Here is a 21,352-nt window from a genome sequence, read left to right as displayed (position 1 = left end):
AAAAAATAAGAGCCAAAGCTCTTATTAAAAATTTTTTTAAGATTTTTTCTTGTCTTTAGACTTTTTGGAATCCTTACTATCCTTAGACTTCTTTGACTCCTTACTGTCCTTAGACTTTTTTGACTCCTTACTGTCTTTAGACTTCTTGCTAGTCTTACTACTCTTGCTATTATTATCTTCATCATCATCTCTATCATTAGATGAAGTCCCTGTACCAACTACTAGGACCTTACTCTTTGGAACATAGTAAGATTTTGAAATTTCTTTCTTTTCTACTACCTCTCCATTTTTTACAACTTCTTTGTATGTCTTGTAGGAGTACCCATTTTTTCCACTTTCCTTTACCACAGTTTCGCCTTCTGGTAGGGAGTCAGAATATGTTGTCTCTACATCAGGACTTACTACCCCAAGTCTTTCTGGGATTATGTTTATTTTGTAATCTCTGTCAGTGGAATTTCCCAAAACTTTAAAATCAAGTTTTTGCCCGTCAGCTTGAGCCAAGATAATAATTGGATTACTTGTATTATTTTTAAATTTTAAGTCCTTATAGCCCCTTGCCACTGCAGCGTCTGTTCCAAGATCAACATAGTTAATTGGTCTAGAGTGATTGTGCCTTTCAACAATTTCTAAGTCAGATAGGATAAGTGAATTGTACAAGGTTGTTGAAACTTGACAAATTCCTCCACCAATTCCCTTTTCATATTCTCCTCCAACAATAACTGTTGCATTTTTGAAGCCATTAGCTTCACTTATTTCACCCACAATATCATTAAAGGAAATTTCATCTCCTGGTTTTAACTTCATATTGTTGAATTTTTCCGAAGCAAGCTTAATATTTTCTTTCCTATTCTTAATGGAAGAGGAATAATCTGTGCTAAAGTCACCTAAAACTTTATCGATTCCTTGAAAATAATCTGAATGTATTTTTGGTTCTGTATCATAAACAGGAAGATCAATCTTTTCTTTATGCAAGATGTCTGTTTTTAAAAGTCCCTTTGCTTCGTTTAAGTCAAGGTACCTGCCCTTCTCTGATTTTGCTATGCTAATGGTTCCATCTTCATTAAAAATTGGATGGGCATCAAGAGGAATCTTGTGGACTTCTTTAGCTAAGTTATCCAATACAGCATCCTTTTTCCCTTCATCGAAGCTTGACTCTGCTATAATATTTTTCTTAAAGATTAAACTAGATACAATATCAAAATAATTGCCAATAATTCCTTTACTTCTTCCATGATTATAAGCCTGGTTTACTGCATCTTCTAAATTTAATGAGTAACCAAAGTCCCTTAAGGCAATGGGAAGATCTCTATCCCCATAATGGAAATTTATATTTTTACTCTTAATCTTTTCTTCAGTAATTTTTGATACCTTTTTTAGGGCTTCATCCTTAGATAGGTTGGATACATCAACATCTTCAACTTTTACTCCCCTATAAATTCCTGTATTTAGTGATTCACTTGTAAAGTAAATTACTGATACAAAAAACAGCATCAAAAAAATTGCTAGACCTATTAGCGCTTTATTATTTATATTAAAAAACTTATTTCTTAAATTCTTCATTTAAGTCATGTCTCCCCATAATATCTACAAAAATCCTTTATATTGCAAAGATCACATTTAGGACTTCTAGCAGTGCAACATCTTCTTCCATGGAAAATAAATAAGTGATGGGCCTTAGTCCACCTCTTTCTATCAATTTTATTTTCTAAGGCTTTCTCTGTCTTTTCTACATTATTTTCACTAACAAAGCCAATTCTATTCGAAACCCTAAAGACATGAGTATCAACAGCTATAGCAGGGACTCCAAAACAAGTTGATGCTACAACGTTGGCTGTCTTCTTTCCCACTCCAGGAAGCTTCATTAATTCTTTTATAGTTTCAGGTACTTTGCCATTAAATTCTTCCAATATTACATTAGAAGTTGCCTTTATGTTCTTGACCTTGTTTCTGTAAAGACCACATTCTTTTACAAGTCCTTCCAAAGTCTTTATATCCATCTCGGCAAAGTCTTCAGGCTTATTGTATTTTTTAAACATCTCTCCAGTCACCTTATTAACTCTCACATCAGTGCATTGAGCTGATAGGATAGTTGCCACTAAAAGCTCAAAGGGGTTCCTGTGTTCAAGTTCACACTTTGCATCTGGATAAGTCTCTTCTAAGACGTCAAGGCACTTGTCGGCCTCTTCGTGGCTTAAAATTCCCTTCATCTTTATTCCCCTTAATTTTATAATAATTCCCTTTTAATACTTATAATTTCGATTTCACTATAGGAGTCAAAAAAGTTTATCACTTTATCCATAGTTTCTTCAACAACCTTCTGCTCATTAGAGATGGTTGAGAAGGCAATAATAGATTTTTGCCATTTATCATTGTCTCCCACTTCAGCAATTGATATATTAAATCTATTTTTTGATTTTTCAATAATACTTTTAACTACAGACCTCTTGGACTTAAGAGAGTTTGCATTAAAAATAAAAATTTCGCAAGTACAAATTCCTATTATCATAGTAAATATTATAACATGAATATGAAAATATTTTCATATTAAAAAGCCTAAACTGTCTTGAATTCAATCTTCTCTAAAAACATATTAAGCAAATTAAAAGCTGCAAATAACAAAAGTTACTTACAGCTTCATTTTATTTTAAGATTTCTCTTAATTCCTTGTTGTTTTGTTGCCTGATTTTATTTATTTGTTTTCTAGCTTCGTAGCCTTCGATGATTTTTTTCTCTTCAAGACTTTCTCCAATAATTGCTGGAATCTTACCTGGCTCTGCTCCCTTGCACTTAAAAGTTAAGAAACAAAAGGCTGCAAGCTCAGTTTCACCAGTCATAGGAGCTTCTTTAGTAAATTTTGTAAAGACTTCTACAGAAGTGTTTCCCACTCCCGAAATAAAAGTTGTCGCAGTTAAAAAATCTCCTTGGTTAATTGGCTTAAGAAAAGTAAAGTTATCACATGAGATTGTGGCAACTCTTCCCCTTGTGTGTCTTATGACACAAGTACCAGAACTGTGGTCTGCTATCTCGAAAAGTCTTGGTCCATAAAGTGTGCCTCCAGTGTTTAAATCTGTTGGCATGATACCGTAAGTAAAGACTACCTTTGATTCTGAAACTTTTTTTGAATTAGTAGAGATATTTTGCAACTTCAGCACCTAATCTTGCGTTATTTTTTACAAGAGCAATATTTGCTTCAAGAGACTTTCCTTCTGTAACTTCAAGAACCTTGCTTAATAGGAATGGAGTTGTTTCCTTTCCATGAATTCCCTTCTTTTCAGCTTCAACAAGAGCTGTTTCAATTGCCTTATTAATTTTGTCTTCATCCATTGAATCTGATTCTGGAATTGGGTTTGTAAGAAGAATTCCACCAGTTAGACCAAGATCCCATTGAGTGTTTGCGGCTTCTGCTGCTTCCTTTGGAGTCTTAATATTGTAGTCAACTTTAAACTCAGATTTTCTTGTAAAGAAAGCTGGCATGTAGTCAGTTTGGTAACCAAAAACTGGCACACCCTTTGTTTCAAGATATTCAAGAGTAAGTCCAATATCAAGGATTGATTTACAACCTGCACATACTATCATAATGTCATTTGATGCAAGTTCATCAAGGTCTCTTGAAATATCAAATGTTGTTTCAGCGTGTCTGTGAACTCCACCAAGTCCACCTGTAACAAAGATTTTGATTCCAGCAAGCCTTGATGCAATAATTGTTGATGCAACAGTTGTAGCTCCATTAAGTCCACGAGAAACGATGTAAGCAAAGTCTCTTCTTGAAGCCTTGATGATGTCTTTTGAAGTTGCCATAAATTCTAACTCTTCTTCGCTAAGACCGATTTTTATTTTTCCTCCAATTATTGCAGTTGTTGCAGGGACAGCTCCATTTTCCCTAATTATTTCTTCACAAGCCTTAGCTGTTTCAATATTTTGTGGGTAAGGCATTCCGTGAGAAATAATTGTAGATTCAAGAGCAACTACTGGTTTGCCTTCTTCCATAGCTTTTTTTACTTCGTCACTGTACTCAACATATTTTTTTAACATTTCATTAGTAATCATAAATTTCTCCTTTTAAATTATTTTCATTCATATCCTTTGAACATGAGTCTGAACTCATAAGAGCTATCCTAGCCGCAGCTTCTGCTGTAGCCATTCTCTCTTCTATTTCTAGGCCATTGTAGAGTCCATAAGCATAGCCTGCCATAAAGGCATCTCCTGCTCCACTGGCACTTAATACCTTAACTTCTCTTGGCTTTCTCATCATTTTAAAATCTTTTTCAAAATAATACGATCCTTGGCCTCCAGCAGTTATTACAAGACTTTCTAGTCCCTTATTGATTAAGTCTTCTCCAAGCCTATCTATATTATCAGTTTCTAAGCCTGAAAGGGCTTGGGCTTCATAAATATTTACCTTTAAAAAGTAAATCTTATCTAGCAAATCTTTAATCTTAATTACCTTCTTAGTTGAAACCCCATCTATTAAAAACTTGCCCTTTAAGTTTTTTAGGACATAGTCAAGAGTTTCTTCTTCAAGGTTTGTATCCATTACTGTGAACTCAGCGTTCTCAATAATTTTTTTATTTTTCTCTACATAATCCTTGTCTATATTTTTTATAAGTTCCATATCTGATATGGCTACATACATATCTCTAGTTTCATCAAGGATTGCAAGATAGTGTGGAGTGATACCCTCAGTTATTAAAACCCTTGAGCTATCAACATTAATCCTATTGAGCTCAGTCAAAATATTTTTGCCGGCATCGTCTCTTCCCACTACTGATAGGAGACTTGTATTAACTCCAAGCCTTGCTAGGTTCTCACAAATATTTCTTCCAACACCACCACTAGAGTATTCAATTTTACCTGGGTTTGAGTCTCTCTCCTTTAGGTTGTCAAGGGTTGAGCCAGTTATATCCATATTGCAACCGCCAAGTATAGCAACATAGGTGTCCTCTCTTAAGATATAACCCCTGCCCAAGATATAACCCGAAGTCATCAAGTTATTAATATGGGCAGATACACCTGACCTTGTGATCTTTAACTCATCAGCAATTTCTTGCTGAGACATTCCAGGATTTTTTTTCAAAAGATTTATAATTTCTTTCTCTCTTGGAGTCAAAAAAATCACCTCTAATCATTTACTTATATTCTAGTCAAATGATTAGAGGATGTCAATAAATTATAAAAAGTTTTCTTGATTTTTTCTTAGCTTATCTTCTTCTCTTGCTTCCCTGTAGCATCTTCTACAAAGTGGTTCATATTCTTCTACTGCTCCCAGCTCTACCCTCTTGTCACTCTTGATTTTTCTATGAGAAACCCAGGCATCTGTACCGCATTTTTTGCAAACTGCATGGTGCTTGTTAAGGTAGTCAACCTTGGGCATAAGTTCCTTTACTATTTCAAAGGGTTGAGCCATGTAGTCCATATCAAGACCTGCCAAAACAATGGTAATCCCCATATCGAGAATTTTTTCTAAATCTTCTAATACAAGTTCAGGAGTGTCACACAAAAATTGTACTTCATCAATCCCAATAACTTGTGGTGAGTATTTTTCTACATAATCTAATATTTCTTTTATTGATTCTACTTCAACAGCGTCAAGGGAAATCTTGTCATGTGTTACAATTTCACTTTTTGCATACCTCTTATCCATAAGTGGTTTAAAAGCAACCACCCTGTAGTTGGCGATTGAAAACCTCTTTAGATCCTTTTCGAGTGAGCTTGTCTTACCTGAGAACATTGAACCTGTGTGTAAAATCATTCTTCCTCTATATTGATGCATGACCTTATCCCTTATACTCTTCTACTAGTGCTTCTTCTATTACAATGTCATTAATTGGCTTATCCATAAAGCCAACTCTAGTCCTTGCAATGTCATCAACTACATCCATTCCTTCAAAAACTTGTCCAAAGACAGAGTGCTTTCCATCAAGCCAAAAAGCTCCACCCACTTCTTCGTAGGCTTTTACAATTTCTTCAGGATAACCATTTTTTTCTCCAGCTTCTTTCATTTGGGAGATTATATCATCAGATAGCTTGTCCCCTTGAACAATAAAAAATTGAGATCCATTTGTATTAGGACCAGCGTTTGCCATGGAAAGGGCTCCCCTAAAGTTTCTAAAGTTAACATCAAACTCATCCTTAAAAGGTTTATTCCACTTACTTTCTCCTCCACGACCTGTTCCACTTGGGTCTCCACCTTGGATCATAAAGTTTTCTATAACCCTATGAAAAATTATTCCGTCGTAGTACTTGTCTTCTATAAGTGAAATGAAGTTTTCAACAGCAAGGGGTGCTGCTTCTTCAAATAATCTAATCTTAATATCGCCTTTATTAGTCTTTAGCACTGCAACTTTTTCTCCAATTGCAGGTTTTTCAAATTGTTTTAACATTCTATCTCCCTTTCATAAATAACTTTTCATATTAATTCTAAAACCTTTAGTCTTTTTTCGCAAATAATAATACATAAAAGTTAAAGATATTCCTTTTAAAACTGATGATAGGGTCATCGCCGTCCATATTCCATTTACATGTAAAACTTGCATTAATAAAAGAGCCATGGGAATCCTTAACACATTAAATACCATAGAATTTATAGCAGGATACCTCGTGAGGCCAAGTCCATTTAACATACCTGTAGTACCAATTTCTAAAGTCATAAAGTATTGCGAAAAAGCTAGAATTTTTAAATAATCTATACCGGCTACAATTGCATGGGGGTCTTTAGGTATAAAGAGTCTAAATAAATTTTCTGCAAAGAAAAATAAGAGGACTGTAGCAAAAATTCCAATTATGTTTATAATCTTCAAGGCCTCTCTTCTTCCATGATGAAGCCTTTCATAATTTTTTGCTCCAAAGTTTTGACCAAAAAATGCAGAGAAGGCAACTGCAAAACCATCAGCAGTCATCCAGGAAATAGACTCTATTTGTGATCCAATAGAATAAACAGCAATGTAAAGAGCTCCAAAGCTCGCTATATATCTATTTAATATCATACTCACTGAAGCGTGAATTAAAGACTGGAGTGATGCAGGCAATCCAAGATTTAGAATTGATTTAAAGTAAGAGCTTTCAGGCATCTTAAAATAATTTGTCCTCACAAATATTTCTCTATTTACTACTCCAACGTAAAAATACAATAGGCTCGATACCATCTGAGCAAGAACAGTGGCATAGGCTGCTCCCTTTATTCCCATTTCTGGAAATATCCAAATTCCAAAGATGAAAAAGGGATCCAGGATTAAATTTATAATTAAGGAAATAATTGAAATCTTAAAGGGTGTTATTGAATTTCCCTTAGCAAAAAAAGCTGAAGATAAGATTGGATTTAAAAAAGTAAAAATAAGTCCTCCACTGACAATTAATAAATAATCAATTGCCATAGTATGGACAGATTCTTCAAGTCTATAAAAGCCAATAATATTATTTCTCATACTTATGTATAAGGTCATTAAACCTATACAAAAAATTAAATTAATTACAAATCCTGCTATCCAAACTTTTTTTGACGATTCCTCATCATTCCTTCCAAAGGCCTGAGACAGTCCAACAGAAACTCCTGTCTTGGCAACAAGGGTTATGGCCTGAGCCATCCAAACTAAAAAGGAACAGGCCCCTACAGCAGCTACTGCTTCTGTAGAGAGTCGTCCCAACCACATTAAATCTACAAGAGAATATGCCATTTGAACAAAGGCTGTTCCCATTAGCGGCAAAGCCATTTTTAATAGGGCAGAAAAAATATTTCCCCTTAGTAAATTGACTTCCCTCATTTATTAACAATCACCTTGATCTGTAATAATTATTGGACCATCCTTTGTAATTGCAATTTGGTGCTCATATTGGGCTGAAAGAGAGCCGTCCTTTGTCCTTGCTGTCCAACCATTATCGTCAATGGTAAGTTCCTTCTTGCCCATATTTATCATTGGTTCAATAGTAAATACCATTCCCTCTTGGATTCTAAGACCACGTCCAGGCTTTCCATAGTGGAGAACTTGTGGGTCTTCATGCATTTCTTGTCCAATGCCATGACCAACAAATTCTCTTACTACAGAATAGCCATTGTCTTCAGCGTGTTTTTGTACTGCTGCTCCAATATCGCCAAGTCTATTTCCAATTACAGCTTTTTCTATTCCCTTATACATTGCTTCACGAGTTACTCTTAAAAGTTTTTTTGCGTCAGGTGAAACATTGCCCACTTCATAGGACCAAGCTGAATCGGCAAGCCATCCATCCACATTTACAACCATATCAACTGTAATTATATCTCCATCTTTTAATTCATATTCAGTTGGAAATCCATGGCAAATTTCATCATTAACAGAGGCACAAACTGAATAAGGATAGCCTTCGTAACCCTTTTGTTCAGGATAGGCTCCTCTTTCCTTTAAATAATTTTCCACGAATCTGTCGATTTCAATTGTCTTAACACCAGGCTTAATAAAATCTCTAAGCTTGTGGTGAACGTCTGATAAAACCCTACCAGCAACTTGCATTTTCTTAATTTCCTCTTCTGTTTTTATAATTATCATTTTAACTCCTTTACTATTTCGCTTAAATCATCGTCCTTCAATGCCCAGTGATAGGCATCTGGATTTATATCTATAGCTTTAATAATCTCTTCTTTAGCCAAGTCATCTCTCCCAAGCAAGTGGAAGGAGCAGGCCTTGTTATAGTGAAGATTTACCGACTTTGGAAAATCTATAAGTCCCCTGTTTAATATATCAATAGCAGCTTTATAGTCCTTTTCTTCAATGTAAATTGCTGACATATTTAAAAATAAAAAGGGATTTTCAAATTTTCCTATGGCATCATAATAATATTTAAGTGCCAGCTTGTTGTCGCCCTTCTTTTTACTAAGGACACCCATATTATAGATGGCTCTCCCATAATCTTGTTTAATATCTAATGATTTTTTTACATAATTTTCTGCCAGTTCATTTTCATTTAGAACTTCATAGATAGATCCCAAGTCATTGTAGGCTACAAAATCAAATTCATCTATGTCAATAACTTTTTTAAATTCATCTATGGCAAGCCTACTCTCTCCCATTTTGTCATAGGCATGAGCCAAGTAATAGTGAGCCCTGTCATAATTATCATCTAAGTCAATGGCTCTTTTATAATTTTCTATAGAGTAGCCTGTGTCTCCACCCTCGAAGTCATTGGTAATGGCAAGTCCATAATAGGCACCAGGCATTTCCTTTAAGTCCAAAATTTTTTCAAAATAATTTTTTGCCTCATTATAAACTTCTTTTTTTAGATAAATATCAGCTAACTCAAAGTAAACTGAAATTCTTTCATCAATGTCTTTGGTAGATGTAAAGTTAAGCGACCTTAGTAAAAGGTCCTCAGCCTTATCATAATCGCCATCTAATAAAAAGTCTTCTGCTAAAATTAAATAGTTTTTAAATTTTAAGTCCATTAAAAAACCTCAATTCCTATTCTATTATATAGTATTTTTTTCAATTTCACAGAGATAGAAATAATTTTTAATTAAATATATAATGAATGTGGTGATAAGTGTGAGAAGATTTTTATCCTTTAATGACTTTTTTAAAGAATACTTTGGAGGCAAGACTGTCAAGCTTTCTCTTGATGGCGGTTTTTCTTGTCCCAACAGAGATGGCAGACTGTCAAATACTGGTTGTATCTTCTGTTCTGATGAAGGCAGTGGAGAGTTCGCTGGGTCAAAGTATTTAAGTATAGAGGAACAAATTGAAAGTCAAAAAAAGTTTTTAAAAAATAAATGGAAGGCTGAAAACTACATAGCCTACTTTCAAAATTTTACAAACACCTATGGGGACCTTGATGATTTAAAAAGAATTTATGATCAAGTCGTAGCTCGTGACGATATAAGAGGAATTTCTATTGCAACTAGGTGCGACTGTCTTGATGATGAGAAGATTGAGTATTTAAAAGAAATCTCTGAGAAAAAAACACTTTGGCTAGAACTTGGTATGCAAACAGTTAATGAAGATACCATTAAGCTAATTAATCGTGGCTACTCTCATAAGCTTTTTGATGATACTATAAATAAGTTAAAGAACGCTAATATTTTATATTTAATTCATGCTATCTTTGGACTTCCCTATGAAGATCAAAGGGACTTCGAGAAAACAATTAATTATATAAAAGACATTGCACCCTTTGGAGTGAAGTTTCACAATTTATACATCTTAAAGGATTCACCCATCTATAATCTATACAAGAATAAAAATTTTAAAATTCTTTCGAAAGAGGAATATGTTGATCTTATTCTTAGAGCCCTAGATAGGATTGACGAGAATACTGTAGTCCACAGGATAACAGGTGACCCACCAAAGTCAAAACTTTATGAACCTAAGTGGTGTGCTGACAAGTTGTCTGTGATTTCTGAAATCGACAAGGCTTTAAAGGAAAGTAATAAAAAAATAATTTCTCAAGATGAGATAATAAAAATCGTACATTATTGGAAGGATAAGGATAGGGCTTTTTACCAGCCTTCTTAAATTTTATCTTATACTGGTGTATAATGTATAAAGATATAGCGACTAAATAAATTTATGGATAAAAGGAGAAACATGAAAAATATTCCTAGAGATATAATAAAAAAATATAAAGTTAAGTTTGTAATTCTTGGTTCCGATGAAAATGCCTATGGGATTGCTCGTATTTTAAATGACAACTATGGTCTAATCTCCACAGTTTTTTGTCAAAAGGCCCTTCCTGCTACAGACAATTCAAAGATTCTTGATAGAAAGATTATAAAAAACTTTTCTGATAATGAAGTTTTTGTAAATGAAATGATAAAATTTGCAGAAGCTAATAAAGATGCCAGCCTGATTACAATTCCATGCGGTGACGAGTATTCCAAGTTGCTATCAAACAACAAGGAAAAGATAAAACAATATTACAAGTTTAATACGCCATCAACAGACTTAAATGAAAGGCTTGAAAATAAAATTGATTTTTATAATACCTGCGAAGAACTTGGCATACCCTATCCTAAATTTGCGATAATAAATTCTTCTAAGGAAATTAAAGACCTTGATTTGAAATTTCCACTTATACTTAAGCCCAACGATTCTATTTCCTATGTGAAATTATCTTTTCCAAATAAGTATAAGGTCTACACAATATCTGACTATAAAGAACTTGAGTCCGTTGTAAAAACTATTTACGATGACAACCACTATGAAGGTACAATGCTTGTTCAAGAATTTATTCCTGGTCCTGCATCAAACCAAGCCTCCTTTAACGCCTACTGTGACAAGAATGGAAAAGTTAGGATGATGGTTTATGGTCAAATTCTTCTTGCCGATCCACTTCCACTAAGGATTGGAAATAATGATGCGATTTATACAAGATATATGCCAGAACTTTTTAAATTCTATAAAGAAAAGTTAGAGTCAATTCACTACACTGGCTTTTCAAACATAGACTTAAAATACGATCCACGAGACAATAGCTTCAAGGCCTTTGAGATGAACCTAAGACTTCCACAAAGTCACTACTTTATGGCTGCTGGTGGCGTAAATGTTCTTGATTTTTACATTCGTGACCTCTTAGACCTTGGCTTTGAAGAAGAGGTTTATTACCACAAGGATACTTCAAAAATTTGGATAAATGCCCATCCAAAACTTTTAAAAGAATACACAAATAAAAAATACCACAAGACAATTGATAAGCTTTTAAGGAATGGCTATGAATTTACAATTAACAACAAAAAGGACTTTAGCCTTTCTAGAGAAATAACTTATCTAAAGAGAAAATATGGATCAATAAAGCATTACAAAATGTATTATAAATTAGAAAAATAAAAATTTACCAGCTCTTTGATATGGAGCTGGTTTTTCTTTGACCTTAAATGTTAAGTATTAAATTAATATTTAAGAGCTAACTATAATTTACTTTCTAATTCTTATTTAAAATTTTAAATTCACAAGTGTTTTTAATATTATAAAAGAAAAACCCAGGCTTCTTAAAGCTTGGGCTTAATCTTAATCTCTCGACTGAATGATAAAGGCTGAGCCAGAATTGATTTTTATAGTAGCACTATCTCCCACCATTTCATTACTAACTCCCCTGCTAGGATTTTCTGAATTAATTTCGAGGTTTTCTACTTCGTAATAAAGCCCCTTAGTTGTAAAGTTCATCCTATCACCAGCATTTATTAAAGAAAAATATTTTTTATTGTTTTTTATGAAGTCATAAGTTCCTTCTTCTACATAAATAACTTCATTATAATCATCTTCTATTTTTGCCTTTATCTTCTTATTATATAATTTTTTAAGGTTTAATAGGTTAGCAAGTTCGTGGTCAAGTCTTGTTCCCAGTGCACCAAGAATAACAATATCCTTGTAGCCTTCATCAACTAAGTAAGATAAGGCCAGCTCTGTGTCAGTGAAATCTTTTTTAGCAGGAAACTTTTTAACTTCTATCTTGTGTTCCTTAATATAAGTTAGGGCTTCCTCTCCAATAGAATCAAGATCACCTAATAGAAGATTGGCTCCTAAATCATACTTCATAAGAAGTCTCGCGCCACCATCTGCTACAATTATAAACCTATCAAGATGCTTTTCTATTAGTTCTTTAGAAACTTGCCTGCCACCAGAAATTAATAATGCTTTTTTCATAACAATTCCTTAAATGCCTTTATATTTTCCCTAGTCTTATTTTTTTGAAAAATTGCAGAGCCTGCAACAAGTATATCAGCTCCAGCCTTTAGAACTTCTCTTGCGTTGTCTAGCTTAACCCCACCATCAACTTCAATTAGGGTCTTGAGCTTTCTTTCTTCAATCATCTTCTTTACTTCAGATATTTTTCTAAGAGCAGATGGGATAAATTTTTGTCCACCAAAGCCTGGATTAACACTCATAATTAAGACTAAGTCAAGCTTGTCTAAAGTATAATCTAAGACTTCAAGACTGTCTGATGGATTAAGGGCAAGACCTGCCTTTATACCATGAGACTTAATAAGTGAAAGTGTCCTATCAAGGTGCTTGGTTGTACTTGGATGGATTGTTATAATGTCCGAGCCTGCATTTTTAAAATCCTCAATGAAATTTTCTGGTCTTTCAATCATTAGGTGGGTGTCAAAGGGAATATCTGTTAAAGGCCTCAAGGATTTCACTATACCAGGACCATAGGAAATATTTGGCACATAGTTCCCATCCATGATATCAAGGTGAAGAAAGTCAACTTTCTCTTCCTTGAGTATCTCTATTTCTTTTTCTAAATTTGTAAAATCTGCTGAGAGTAGTGATGGTGAAATCATTAGTATTCTCCTTTGCTTTTTAATTCTTCAAAAATGTATAAGTAGTTATCGTATCTTTCTTTTTCAATTTTTCCAGCTTTAAGAGCTTGCTTAACCCCACACTGTGGTTCTCTTATGTGGTTGCAGTTGTTAAACTTACAAGATGAATATTTTTCAAATTCTCTAAAATAATTTTTTAAATCATCACTGTTAATATTTAAGTTTAAGGAAGAAAAGCCTGGTGTGTCAAAGATATATATATCATCCTTAAATAGGATTTCTGTGTGTCTTGTTGTGTGCTTACCTCTTCTCGTCTTGTCAGAGACTTTCCCGACTTCAAGGTCCTTGTCCAATATCCTAGAAGTAATCGTTGACTTGCCTGCACCACTAACTCCACATAGGGCAACTGTCTTTCCCCTTATATAATCTCTTAAGTCTTCTATAGAATCGTCCTTGTCAGATATCATAAAGGTTTTAAATCCAGAGTTCTCATAAAGACTTGCAAGTTTCTTGCTCACTTCCCTATCTAGATCACACTTATTTATTATAATAGCCACATCAATGTCTTGGTACTCTGCCTGTATAATAGTCTTGTCTATTGTCATTAAATTATATTTTGGATCCATAACAGGAACCACAACTAGAGCCATGTCAACATTGGCTACCTTTGGCCTTGTGAGCATATTTTTTCTGGGATATACTTTTTCAATATATCCCAGAGTCTTTTCTTCATATTTAAATTCTACCTTGTCACCAACTATTGGCTCCACCTTGGAATGTCTAAAATTTCCTCTTGCCCTAGTCTCATAAACTTGTCCCTCAGCAAGAATGTAGTAAAAACCACCAGTTAGTTTAATTATCTTTCCAATCATTATCTTATCTTTTCAGTTTTTACAAGGTTGCCATCAACATATATGTTGTAATCACCAGGACCTATAAGTTCAACACTTGCAACGTCCCCAGCTTCAACATTGTAGTTCCATACAGTTTGACCTCCTGTTTTATTTCCATTGCCATCTCTTACCCTGTCAGCAGAAACCTTGTGGCTATCTCCATCATCAGGAACCTTAATCTTTATATGATTTACCTTGTTAAAATTATCATCCTTGTTGTTATCGTCACTATTTTTATCTTCATTCCTATCATCAGAATCTGTTTTAGGTCCCTTTGATACATAAAGTGTGACAGTTGATCCCTTTTCTACACTTGTTTTTGACTTTGGATCCATATCATAAACTTGACCCTCAGAAACCTTGTTACTATATCCGTTTTCTATAACAACAGTTAGTCCAAGACTCTTTAATTGATTTACAACAACATCTTGGTCCATACCCTTGTAGTCGCCTAAAACAACTGGAGTCTTGTCAGCCCCCTTAGATACAATAAGTTTTACAGCTGTTCCTCTTTTTACTGAGTAACCTCCATCAGGGTTTGAATAAATGACCTTACCTTCTTCAACAGTGTCATTAAATTCTTCTTCTACAGAACCTAATTTTAGTGAATTTTCTTCAAGTAATTTTTTTGCTTCATCTTCTGACAATCCCTTAAGTGGTGGGACTGGTACAGAATCTGGGAGTTCATTAATTTCAAGTGTAACTGTGCTTCCTTTTTCAACAGTAGTTCCTTCTTCTGGATTTTGTCCTAATACCACTCCATCAGGCTCATTTTCATTTTCCACGGTATTAACATCTAATACTAAGCCCTGAGCCTCTATAAGTTCCTTGGCTTCTTCACGTGTCTTTCCAATGTAATTTTCAATAGCGATTTTTTCAACTACGTCACCAGACTTCATACCCTTTATTGCCTTTGGAACTACATAAATTAAGAGAGCAATAATTACAATAGCCGAGAATATCCCCAATAGGGCTGGAGCCACAGATTTTTTCTTTTTTAGAACTTTTTTTGGTTTGTTAGGTCTTTTGGCATCCAAATTATTTGAGTGATTCCTATTTGGCCTTCTATTAACAGGTGGAGTGACAACTGTTGCATCCTCATCTTCTTCGTAAACTCTATTTACTGAGAAAGTCTTTGCCCCCATTGTGTAATCTTTAATGTCCTTAATAAGTTCAAAGACATCCTTATATCTATGATCTGGATCTTTTTCAGTCATCTTTAAAACTAAGGCATCAACAGATGGGTCAAGACTCTTAATAAATTCAGAAGGTCTTGGCATCTGAGATTGTACTTGCATCAAAGCAACAGATACAGGGTTATCTGCATCAAAAGGCAACCTACCAGTTAACATTTCAAAAAGAACTATACCCAGAGAATAAATATCAGACCTATTATCTACCTTTGCACCTCTAGCTTGTTCTGGTGAAAAATAGTGAACAGAACCCATAACAGCATTTGTAGCTGTCACAGTTGTGTTGTCTGCTACTCTCGCTATTCCAAAGTCTGTAACCTTTATCCTATCATCCCTTGTGACCATAATATTTTGAGACTTTATATCTCTGTGGACTATATGCTTAGAGTGGGCAACTTTAAGGGCTTCGGCAATTTGTATGCAGTAGTTTAAGGCCCTCTTTTCAGAAAGTCTTCCTTCATCATTAATTAAGTCCTTAAGAGTTTTTCCATCAATATATTCCATAACAATGTAGTGGACTTCCTTATCTTGAATCTTTTCAGTCCCAACATCATAAATGCTAACTATATTTGGGTGAGAGATGCTTGCTGCTGCAAGTGACTCTCTCTTAAATTTTCTTATAAAATTGTTATCTTCATTATATTCTAATTTTAGAACCTTAATGGCAACTATCCTATCAAGTTTGCTGTCATGAGCCTTAAATACATTGCCCATACCACCAGTGCCAATTTTTTCTAATATTTCGTATCTATTTCCTAAAATTTTATTAATCATTGCCCACCTACTCATTAAATACTAAAATAAATGTAATATTATCCATGCCACCATTTTTTAGGGCTAAGTCAAGAAGCATATCCCTAGCTTCTTCAGGGCTGTTCTCTTTTACAATCTTAAATATATCCTCATCAGGAACCATATTTGTTAGCCCGTCTGAACAAAATAAAAATACATCCTTATCCTTAATGTTAAGAGTGTTAACTATAACCTCTATATCAGATGTGGTCCCCATAGCCTTAGTTAAGACATTTTTCTTGGGGTGATTTTTTGCTTCTTCTTCCGTAATTTCTCCAATTTCAATTAGATAATTTACAAAGGAATCATCTTGAGTTATTTGTTCCATGTCTTCATTTATCCTGTAGATTCTAGAATCTCCTATATTAGAATAAATAAGAACATTATCCAAAATAAGTCCACTTGATAAAGTGGTTCCCATTCCCCTATAATCTTCATTTTCTTGGGAGCTTTCATAAATTTTTTTATTGGCATCTCTAATTGAAGAAGAAAGAATCTCTATTGCATCATCAATGCTTACTACCTCTCTTTCACTTGCAAAATCTTCACCAATTATTTCCGTTGCCATCTTAGATGCTCTTTCACCTGCAAGATGGCCTCCCATTCCATCAGCTAATAGATATAAGTTTTTTGACTCATTTACATAAAATGAATCTTCGTTGTTTTTTCTGTAGTTACCTACATTTGTTGCTGATACTACTTTCATTCATTTCACCTCGATCTTACGCCTAAGTTGTCCACATGAGGCACTGATGTCGCTACCTAGTTCTCTTCTTATCGTTACATTAAATCCCTTTTTCTCAAGCTTGTTTTTGAAGTCATTAATTTCGGCCTTAGAAGGCCTCTTCTCATTGAATTCTTCTATGGGATTTAAGGGAATTAAATTTACGTGACACTTTAAATTTTTTGCAAAATTATATAGGTCATCAATATTTTTAAATCCATCATTTTGATTTTTTATCATTGTGTATTCAAAGGTAATCCTATTATTAGTCTTATCTACATAATATTCCAAGGATTTCTTTAGTTCAGCAAGATTAAAACGCCTATTAATTGGCATAAGTGCTGACCTATCTTTGTCATTCGTTTGATGTAGACTTACTGCCAGGTTAATTGGAAGATTTAAGTCTGCAAGATTATAAATCTTATCGGCAACTCCACAAGTTGAAATTGTAATATTCCTATAAGATGTATTATGACCCTTCTCGCTGTGAAGAAGTTTTATAAATCTAATCACTTCATCAAAGTTATCAAGGGGCTCGCCACTTCCCATTAATATAAAATTTGAAATCTTTATATTATATTTATTTTCGATTTCATAAACCTGACCAAGCATTTCACCAGCACTAAGGTTTCTCACAAGTCCCGACTTTGTTGAAGCACAAAAATCGCAACCCATTCTGCAACCAACTTGAGTAGATACACATTGAGAATAACCATGCTTGTACTCCATTAAGACACCCTCAATTAGGTTTCCATCCTTTAGTCTAAAGAGCATCTTTTTTGTTTCATCTAGGTCTGAATCGAAACTTTTAAATATTTCTATTTTATTTACTTCTTCATCTTTTATAAATGAGATGGCCTTTGCCGAAAGATTTGAATTCTCCACATCATATCTTTTTTTATCGTGGAAAAAAGTAAAAAGTTGCGTGCCTCTAAAGGTCTTCTCTTTTCTATCTTCAAAAAATTTGCGCAGTTCATCTTCATACATAGAATTTAATTCCATTAAAACCACCTATTCATCTAATCATTATACCATTAGACATCTACAAATAAAAAGAGATTTAATGAAATTAATCAAATACAAAAAAGACTGCGAAAAATTTTCACAGTCTTGATTAGTTTATGAAGTTTTTTCTAAGAGACAAATGGAAAAACCATCTGAACCTTCAACTGATGGGAAAAGTTTTAAGACATCCTTGTCTCTTAATTTTTTTATTTTAAAGTTCTCGTTCTCTTTTAAAAAGTTATCAATTACATCTTCGTTCTCAGTCTTTGATAGAGAACAAGTCGAGTAGAGTAAGAGTCCTTTTTCTTTTACATATTCTTTAGCCTTGTTTAAAATTTCTAATTGAATTAGTCCAAGTTCCTTTAAGTCCTCAATGCCTTTATTCCATTTTATGTCTGGCTTCTTCCTATAAAGACCAATGCCAGAACAAGGTGCATCAACTAAGACGTAGTCAAATTTATTAATAAACTCTTCCTTCAAGACTCTGGCATCATTAATCATTGGTGATATGTTTTTGCAACCGAGTCTCTCTGCATTTTCTTTTATTAATTTAATTTTTCCCTTGGACTTATCGCAAGCAACAATTTCTCCTGTGTTATCCATAAGCTCTGATAGGTGACTTGTCTTCCCACCAGGTGCTGCACAAAGATCAAGAACCTTTGAATCCTTGCTTGGATTTAAAAATGTAGAAACTAAAATGGAGCCTAAGTCTTGGACATAGAAGTGACCTTTGTCAAAAAATTCTGTGTCTATAATTCCATTGGGATTTAAAACATTTAAGGCATTCTTATAAGTTGTCTCTTCGATGCCAAAGCCAGCCTTGGTTAAGTTTTTAATAAGTTCATCCCTATTAGTTTTTAAAGTGTTAACCCTAATAGTAAAGGGTGGCTTTTCGTTATTAGACTTAAGGAGTTTTTTTGTAAATTCTTCTCCATAGTTTTCATAAAAATACTCTGTATAAAATCTTGGATGAGAATAATAAGTTGAGAGATTATCTATTGAGTTCTTCAAGGTAACTTGAAGAGGTTTCTTTTTTGAAATACTTCTTAGAATTCCATTGGTGAAAGAAATCGAACCCTTGTTGCCATAAATTTTTGCAAGATTTACAGATTCATCAACAATGGAGTAATCAGGAACCTTGTCGAGAAAATACATTTGATAAATAGCCATCTCCAAGATACTAAGTATAATTTTGTGAATCCTATTGAAGCTAACTTTAGAATTTTCTCTTATAACGTAGTCTAAGTAACTTTTATTTCTCACAACCCCCGTACTTATTTCTTTAATGAAGGCAAAGTCTCTTTCATCAATATTTGATTTTTTTAAAATTTCTAAACTTTCCTCTAAAAATGTCCCCTTATAGAGGACATCATTAATTATTTGTAGTGCTTTATCTCTGGCGTTCTTCATTAATCTCTTCTTCCAAATATACTAAGTAATCTCAAAAATTGTCCAATTGCAACTAAAGTAGATGCAACGTATGTTAGTGCCGCTGCACTTAAAACTTCTCTTGTGCCCTTTAAATCTTCTTCAGATATAATTCCCATAGCAAGCTCTTCTTTCGCCCTATTGGATGCGTTAAACTCAACAGGCAAGGTAACTATTTGAAATAAAACTACAAAGAAGAATAGAGCAATGCCTAACTTGGTAAAAAATATAGAGAAGAAAAAGCCTAGTATTATTAAAAAGAAGGAGACCTGTGTGCCAAGATTTGCAAGTGGAACTAGGGCTGCTCTAAACTTTAAAGGAGCATAGTCCACTGAATCTTGAATGGCATGACCAACTTCATGGGCTGCAATAGAAACTGATGCAATTGAATTTTTATAATAAACATCTCTTGATAGGTTTAAAGTTTTATCTCTAGGATCATAGTGATCCGAAAGTTTCCCATCAACCATCCTAATACTTACATTAGAAAGTCCATTTCTATCTAAAATTTCCCTGGCAACTTCTGCGCCACTTAAATTTGTTGACGCTGGAATTTTTTTATATTTTTCATAGGCAGAGCTAATTTTTGCCTGTGCATACATGGCTAGAATTAAGCCTGGTAGTATATAAATTAAATAAGAGAAATCATAAGCATAAAAATATGGTCCAAACATTATTTTCCTCCAATCACATAATTTTCTTGGAATTTATTTCCTCGTAAAAAATCATCTATTCCCATTGCTCTTTTTCCTGGTGCTTGTATTTCTTTAACAGAGATTGCCCCATCACCTGTTTTAATTATTAATTCTTTGTCTGATTTTATAATTGTACCTGCTTCTTTTTCACAATTATCATCAAGTTTTTCTGCCTTGTAAATCTTATAGAACTTATCATCATATTTGAACCTTACTCCATAGTGTGGACTAAGACCCCTTATTTTATTTACGATGTTTAAAGAAGTGGCATTAAAATCTAAGTCTAAATCATTTTTTAATATCTTACTAGCATAAGATTTTTTTGCTTCATCTTGTTCTATAAATTTTACTGGTCCTTTAGAAGCTTCTAGGATAAATTCTTCTAGTAAATCTGCACCCATTTGTGAAAGTTTATCTTCAAGTTCTCCTGCATTCATATCTCCAATTTCAATTTCTTTCGCAGCGGAAACTGGTCCGGCATCAAGACCTTCTTCAACCTTCATTAGGCTGACCCCAGTCTTTGAGTGGCCTTCCATAATGACCCTATTAATTGGTGCTGCCCCTCTTAGATAAGGTAAAAGGGAAGCGTGAACATTTACTATATATTTCTTTGGCAGGTCTATTATAGCTTGGCTTAAAATTTGACCATAAGCAACAACAACAATAATATCAGCTTGAACTTGTCTTAATTTCTCAATTGCTTCAGGAGAATTTACATCTGCTGGTTGGAAAACTTCAAGTCCAAGTTCCTCTGCCTTTTCTTTTACGGGAGTTTTAGTAAACTTTTTTCCCCTGCCCTTTCTCTTATCTTCTTGAGATACTACAAGGGCAACTTCTCCTAACTTATTTAATCTTTCCAAAATGGGAACAGAAAATTCAGGAGTTCCCATAAAGATAAACTTCATTATTCACCACTCTCCACTTCATACATTTCTATTGCCTTGTCTGTATAAAGTATTCCATTAAGGTGGTCTGTCTCGTGTTGAATAATCCTAGCCAAAAAGTTTTCTGCTTCCATAATAATCTCTTGACCTTCTAAGTCATTGTACTTCACCTTAATGTGTTTTGCCCTTTTAACTGTCCCTTGTTTCCCAGGAACTGAAAGGCATCCTTCCATTGAGACTTCTTCTCCATCTTTTTCTATAATTTCAGGATTTATCATATAAAATCTCATGGGCTTTTCGCCTTCTTCTTCCTCGTCTTCCCTATTGTCAACAACAATTAATCTCTTAAGGATTCCTATTTGAGGGGCAGCAAGACCTACTCCATAGGCCATATCCATGGTTTCGTACATATCCTCTATTAAAAGTTTTAATCTATCATTGTAATTAGTAACTATTTTTGATGTTTTCCTAAGAATTGGATCTTCATCTGTTCTAATTTTTCTTATTGCCATTAAA

Annotated in this window: 23 protein-coding genes; 2 read left to right on the top strand and 21 right to left on the bottom strand. The window is 33.9% G+C overall.

What is annotated here, in order from left to right:
• Positions 1–36: 36 nt before the first annotated feature.
• From HMPREF1864_RS01985 to HMPREF1864_RS01935, 11 genes are all read right to left on the bottom strand, one after another.
• Positions 37–1,560, bottom strand: coding sequence for a VanW family protein (locus HMPREF1864_RS01985; RefSeq protein ID WP_062571168.1), 1,524 nt, complete (start codon positions 1,558–1,560; stop codon positions 37–39).
• 5 nt (positions 1,561–1,565) lie between these two features.
• The gene (nth, locus tag HMPREF1864_RS01980; RefSeq protein WP_062571167.1) at positions 1,566–2,207 is read right to left on the bottom strand and encodes an endonuclease III; all 642 of its coding nucleotides are present in this window, start codon (positions 2,205–2,207) and stop codon (positions 1,566–1,568) included.
• Between the two features lie 17 nt (positions 2,208–2,224).
• Positions 2,225–2,506 (bottom strand): DUF503 domain-containing protein, encoded by a 282-nt coding sequence (locus HMPREF1864_RS01975; RefSeq protein ID WP_062571166.1) that lies wholly within the window; start codon positions 2,504–2,506, stop codon positions 2,225–2,227.
• Positions 2,507–2,639: 133 nt separating this feature from the next.
• A complete protein-coding gene (locus HMPREF1864_RS01970; RefSeq protein ID WP_231723491.1) occupies positions 2,640–3,152 on the bottom strand; it encodes an acyl-CoA thioesterase in 513 nt (170 codons plus the stop codon).
• A complete protein-coding gene (locus tag HMPREF1864_RS01965; protein WP_062571165.1) occupies positions 3,124–4,047 on the bottom strand; it encodes a pseudouridine-5'-phosphate glycosidase in 924 nt (307 codons plus the stop codon). Before HMPREF1864_RS01965 ends, HMPREF1864_RS01970 begins: the two co-directional genes overlap by 29 nt.
• Positions 4,037–5,116: a carbohydrate kinase gene (locus HMPREF1864_RS01960; protein ID WP_231723490.1), complete on the bottom strand. Its 1,080-nt coding sequence runs from the start codon at positions 5,114–5,116 to the stop codon at positions 4,037–4,039. The genes HMPREF1864_RS01965 and HMPREF1864_RS01960 overlap by 11 nt, the downstream gene beginning before the upstream one ends.
• Before the next feature lie 51 nt (positions 5,117–5,167).
• Positions 5,168–5,770, bottom strand: coding sequence for a thymidine kinase (locus HMPREF1864_RS01955; RefSeq protein ID WP_062571163.1), 603 nt, complete (start codon positions 5,768–5,770; stop codon positions 5,168–5,170).
• 4 nt (positions 5,771–5,774) lie between these two features.
• A complete protein-coding gene (locus tag HMPREF1864_RS01950; protein ID WP_062571162.1) occupies positions 5,775–6,380 on the bottom strand; it encodes a peptidylprolyl isomerase in 606 nt (201 codons plus the stop codon).
• Between the two features lie 12 nt (positions 6,381–6,392).
• Entirely contained in the window at positions 6,393–7,757 is a 1,365-nt protein-coding gene (locus tag HMPREF1864_RS01945; RefSeq protein WP_062571161.1) for an MATE family efflux transporter, read from the bottom strand.
• 3 nt (positions 7,758–7,760) lie between these two features.
• On the bottom strand, positions 7,761–8,516 hold the full coding sequence (map, locus tag HMPREF1864_RS01940; protein ID WP_062571160.1) for a type I methionyl aminopeptidase: 756 nt from the start codon (positions 8,514–8,516) through the stop codon (positions 7,761–7,763).
• Positions 8,513–9,409, bottom strand: coding sequence for a tetratricopeptide repeat protein (locus HMPREF1864_RS01935; protein ID WP_062571159.1), 897 nt, complete (start codon positions 9,407–9,409; stop codon positions 8,513–8,515). Before HMPREF1864_RS01935 ends, map begins: the two co-directional genes overlap by 4 nt.
• A gap of 100 nt (positions 9,410–9,509) precedes the next feature.
• Here HMPREF1864_RS01935 and HMPREF1864_RS01930 point away from each other — a divergent pair, with 100 nt between their 5' ends.
• Entirely contained in the window at positions 9,510–10,475 is a 966-nt protein-coding gene (locus HMPREF1864_RS01930; protein WP_062571158.1) for a tRNA modification radical SAM protein MnmL/YtqA, read from the top strand.
• Between the two features lie 72 nt (positions 10,476–10,547).
• A complete protein-coding gene (locus tag HMPREF1864_RS01925; protein ID WP_062571157.1) occupies positions 10,548–11,786 on the top strand; it encodes a carboxylate--amine ligase in 1,239 nt (412 codons plus the stop codon).
• A gap of 180 nt (positions 11,787–11,966) precedes the next feature.
• On the opposite strand, the gene HMPREF1864_RS01920 is transcribed toward HMPREF1864_RS01925, so the two are convergent.
• The 10 genes from HMPREF1864_RS01920 to def all read right to left on the bottom strand — a co-directional run bounded on the left by HMPREF1864_RS01920 (position 11,967) and on the right by def (position 21,348).
• Positions 11,967–12,602, bottom strand: coding sequence for a thiamine diphosphokinase (locus HMPREF1864_RS01920; RefSeq protein WP_062571156.1), 636 nt, complete (start codon positions 12,600–12,602; stop codon positions 11,967–11,969).
• Entirely contained in the window at positions 12,599–13,243 is a 645-nt protein-coding gene (rpe, locus tag HMPREF1864_RS01915) for a ribulose-phosphate 3-epimerase (protein WP_062571155.1), read from the bottom strand. Before rpe ends, HMPREF1864_RS01920 begins: the two co-directional genes overlap by 4 nt.
• Positions 13,243–14,094, bottom strand: coding sequence for a ribosome small subunit-dependent GTPase A (gene rsgA, locus HMPREF1864_RS01910; RefSeq protein ID WP_062571154.1), 852 nt, complete (start codon positions 14,092–14,094; stop codon positions 13,243–13,245). The genes rpe and rsgA overlap by 1 nt, the downstream gene beginning before the upstream one ends.
• Positions 14,094–16,082: a Stk1 family PASTA domain-containing Ser/Thr kinase gene (gene pknB, locus HMPREF1864_RS01905; protein ID WP_062571153.1), complete on the bottom strand. Its 1,989-nt coding sequence runs from the start codon at positions 16,080–16,082 to the stop codon at positions 14,094–14,096. The genes rsgA and pknB overlap by 1 nt, the downstream gene beginning before the upstream one ends.
• A gap of 7 nt (positions 16,083–16,089) precedes the next feature.
• Entirely contained in the window at positions 16,090–16,806 is a 717-nt protein-coding gene (locus tag HMPREF1864_RS01900; protein ID WP_062571152.1) for a Stp1/IreP family PP2C-type Ser/Thr phosphatase, read from the bottom strand.
• Positions 16,807–17,826 (bottom strand): dual-specificity RNA methyltransferase RlmN, encoded by a 1,020-nt coding sequence (rlmN, locus tag HMPREF1864_RS01895; RefSeq protein WP_062571151.1) that lies wholly within the window; start codon positions 17,824–17,826, stop codon positions 16,807–16,809.
• 117 nt (positions 17,827–17,943) lie between these two features.
• Positions 17,944–19,239, bottom strand: a complete 1,296-nt coding sequence (gene rsmB / locus HMPREF1864_RS01890) for a 16S rRNA (cytosine(967)-C(5))-methyltransferase RsmB (protein ID WP_062571150.1) — start codon at positions 19,237–19,239, stop codon at positions 17,944–17,946.
• Positions 19,239–19,931, bottom strand: a complete 693-nt coding sequence (locus HMPREF1864_RS01885; RefSeq protein ID WP_062571149.1) for a zinc metallopeptidase — start codon at positions 19,929–19,931, stop codon at positions 19,239–19,241. Before HMPREF1864_RS01885 ends, rsmB begins: the two co-directional genes overlap by 1 nt.
• A complete protein-coding gene (gene fmt, locus HMPREF1864_RS01880; RefSeq protein WP_062571148.1) occupies positions 19,931–20,857 on the bottom strand; it encodes a methionyl-tRNA formyltransferase in 927 nt (308 codons plus the stop codon). Before fmt ends, HMPREF1864_RS01885 begins: the two co-directional genes overlap by 1 nt.
• Positions 20,857–21,348, bottom strand: coding sequence for a peptide deformylase (def, locus tag HMPREF1864_RS01875; RefSeq protein ID WP_062571147.1), 492 nt, complete (start codon positions 21,346–21,348; stop codon positions 20,857–20,859). Before def ends, fmt begins: the two co-directional genes overlap by 1 nt.
• Between the last annotated feature and the right edge of the window lie 4 nt (positions 21,349–21,352).

The organism is Peptoniphilus sp. DNF00840 (genome assembly GCF_001553125.1).
In the GTDB taxonomy this organism is placed as follows: Bacteria; Bacillota; Clostridia; order Tissierellales; family Peptoniphilaceae; genus Peptoniphilus_A; species Peptoniphilus_A vaginalis.
Note: the sequence above shows the minus strand (reverse complement) of the source record. Positions and strands in the feature narration are given on the sequence as shown.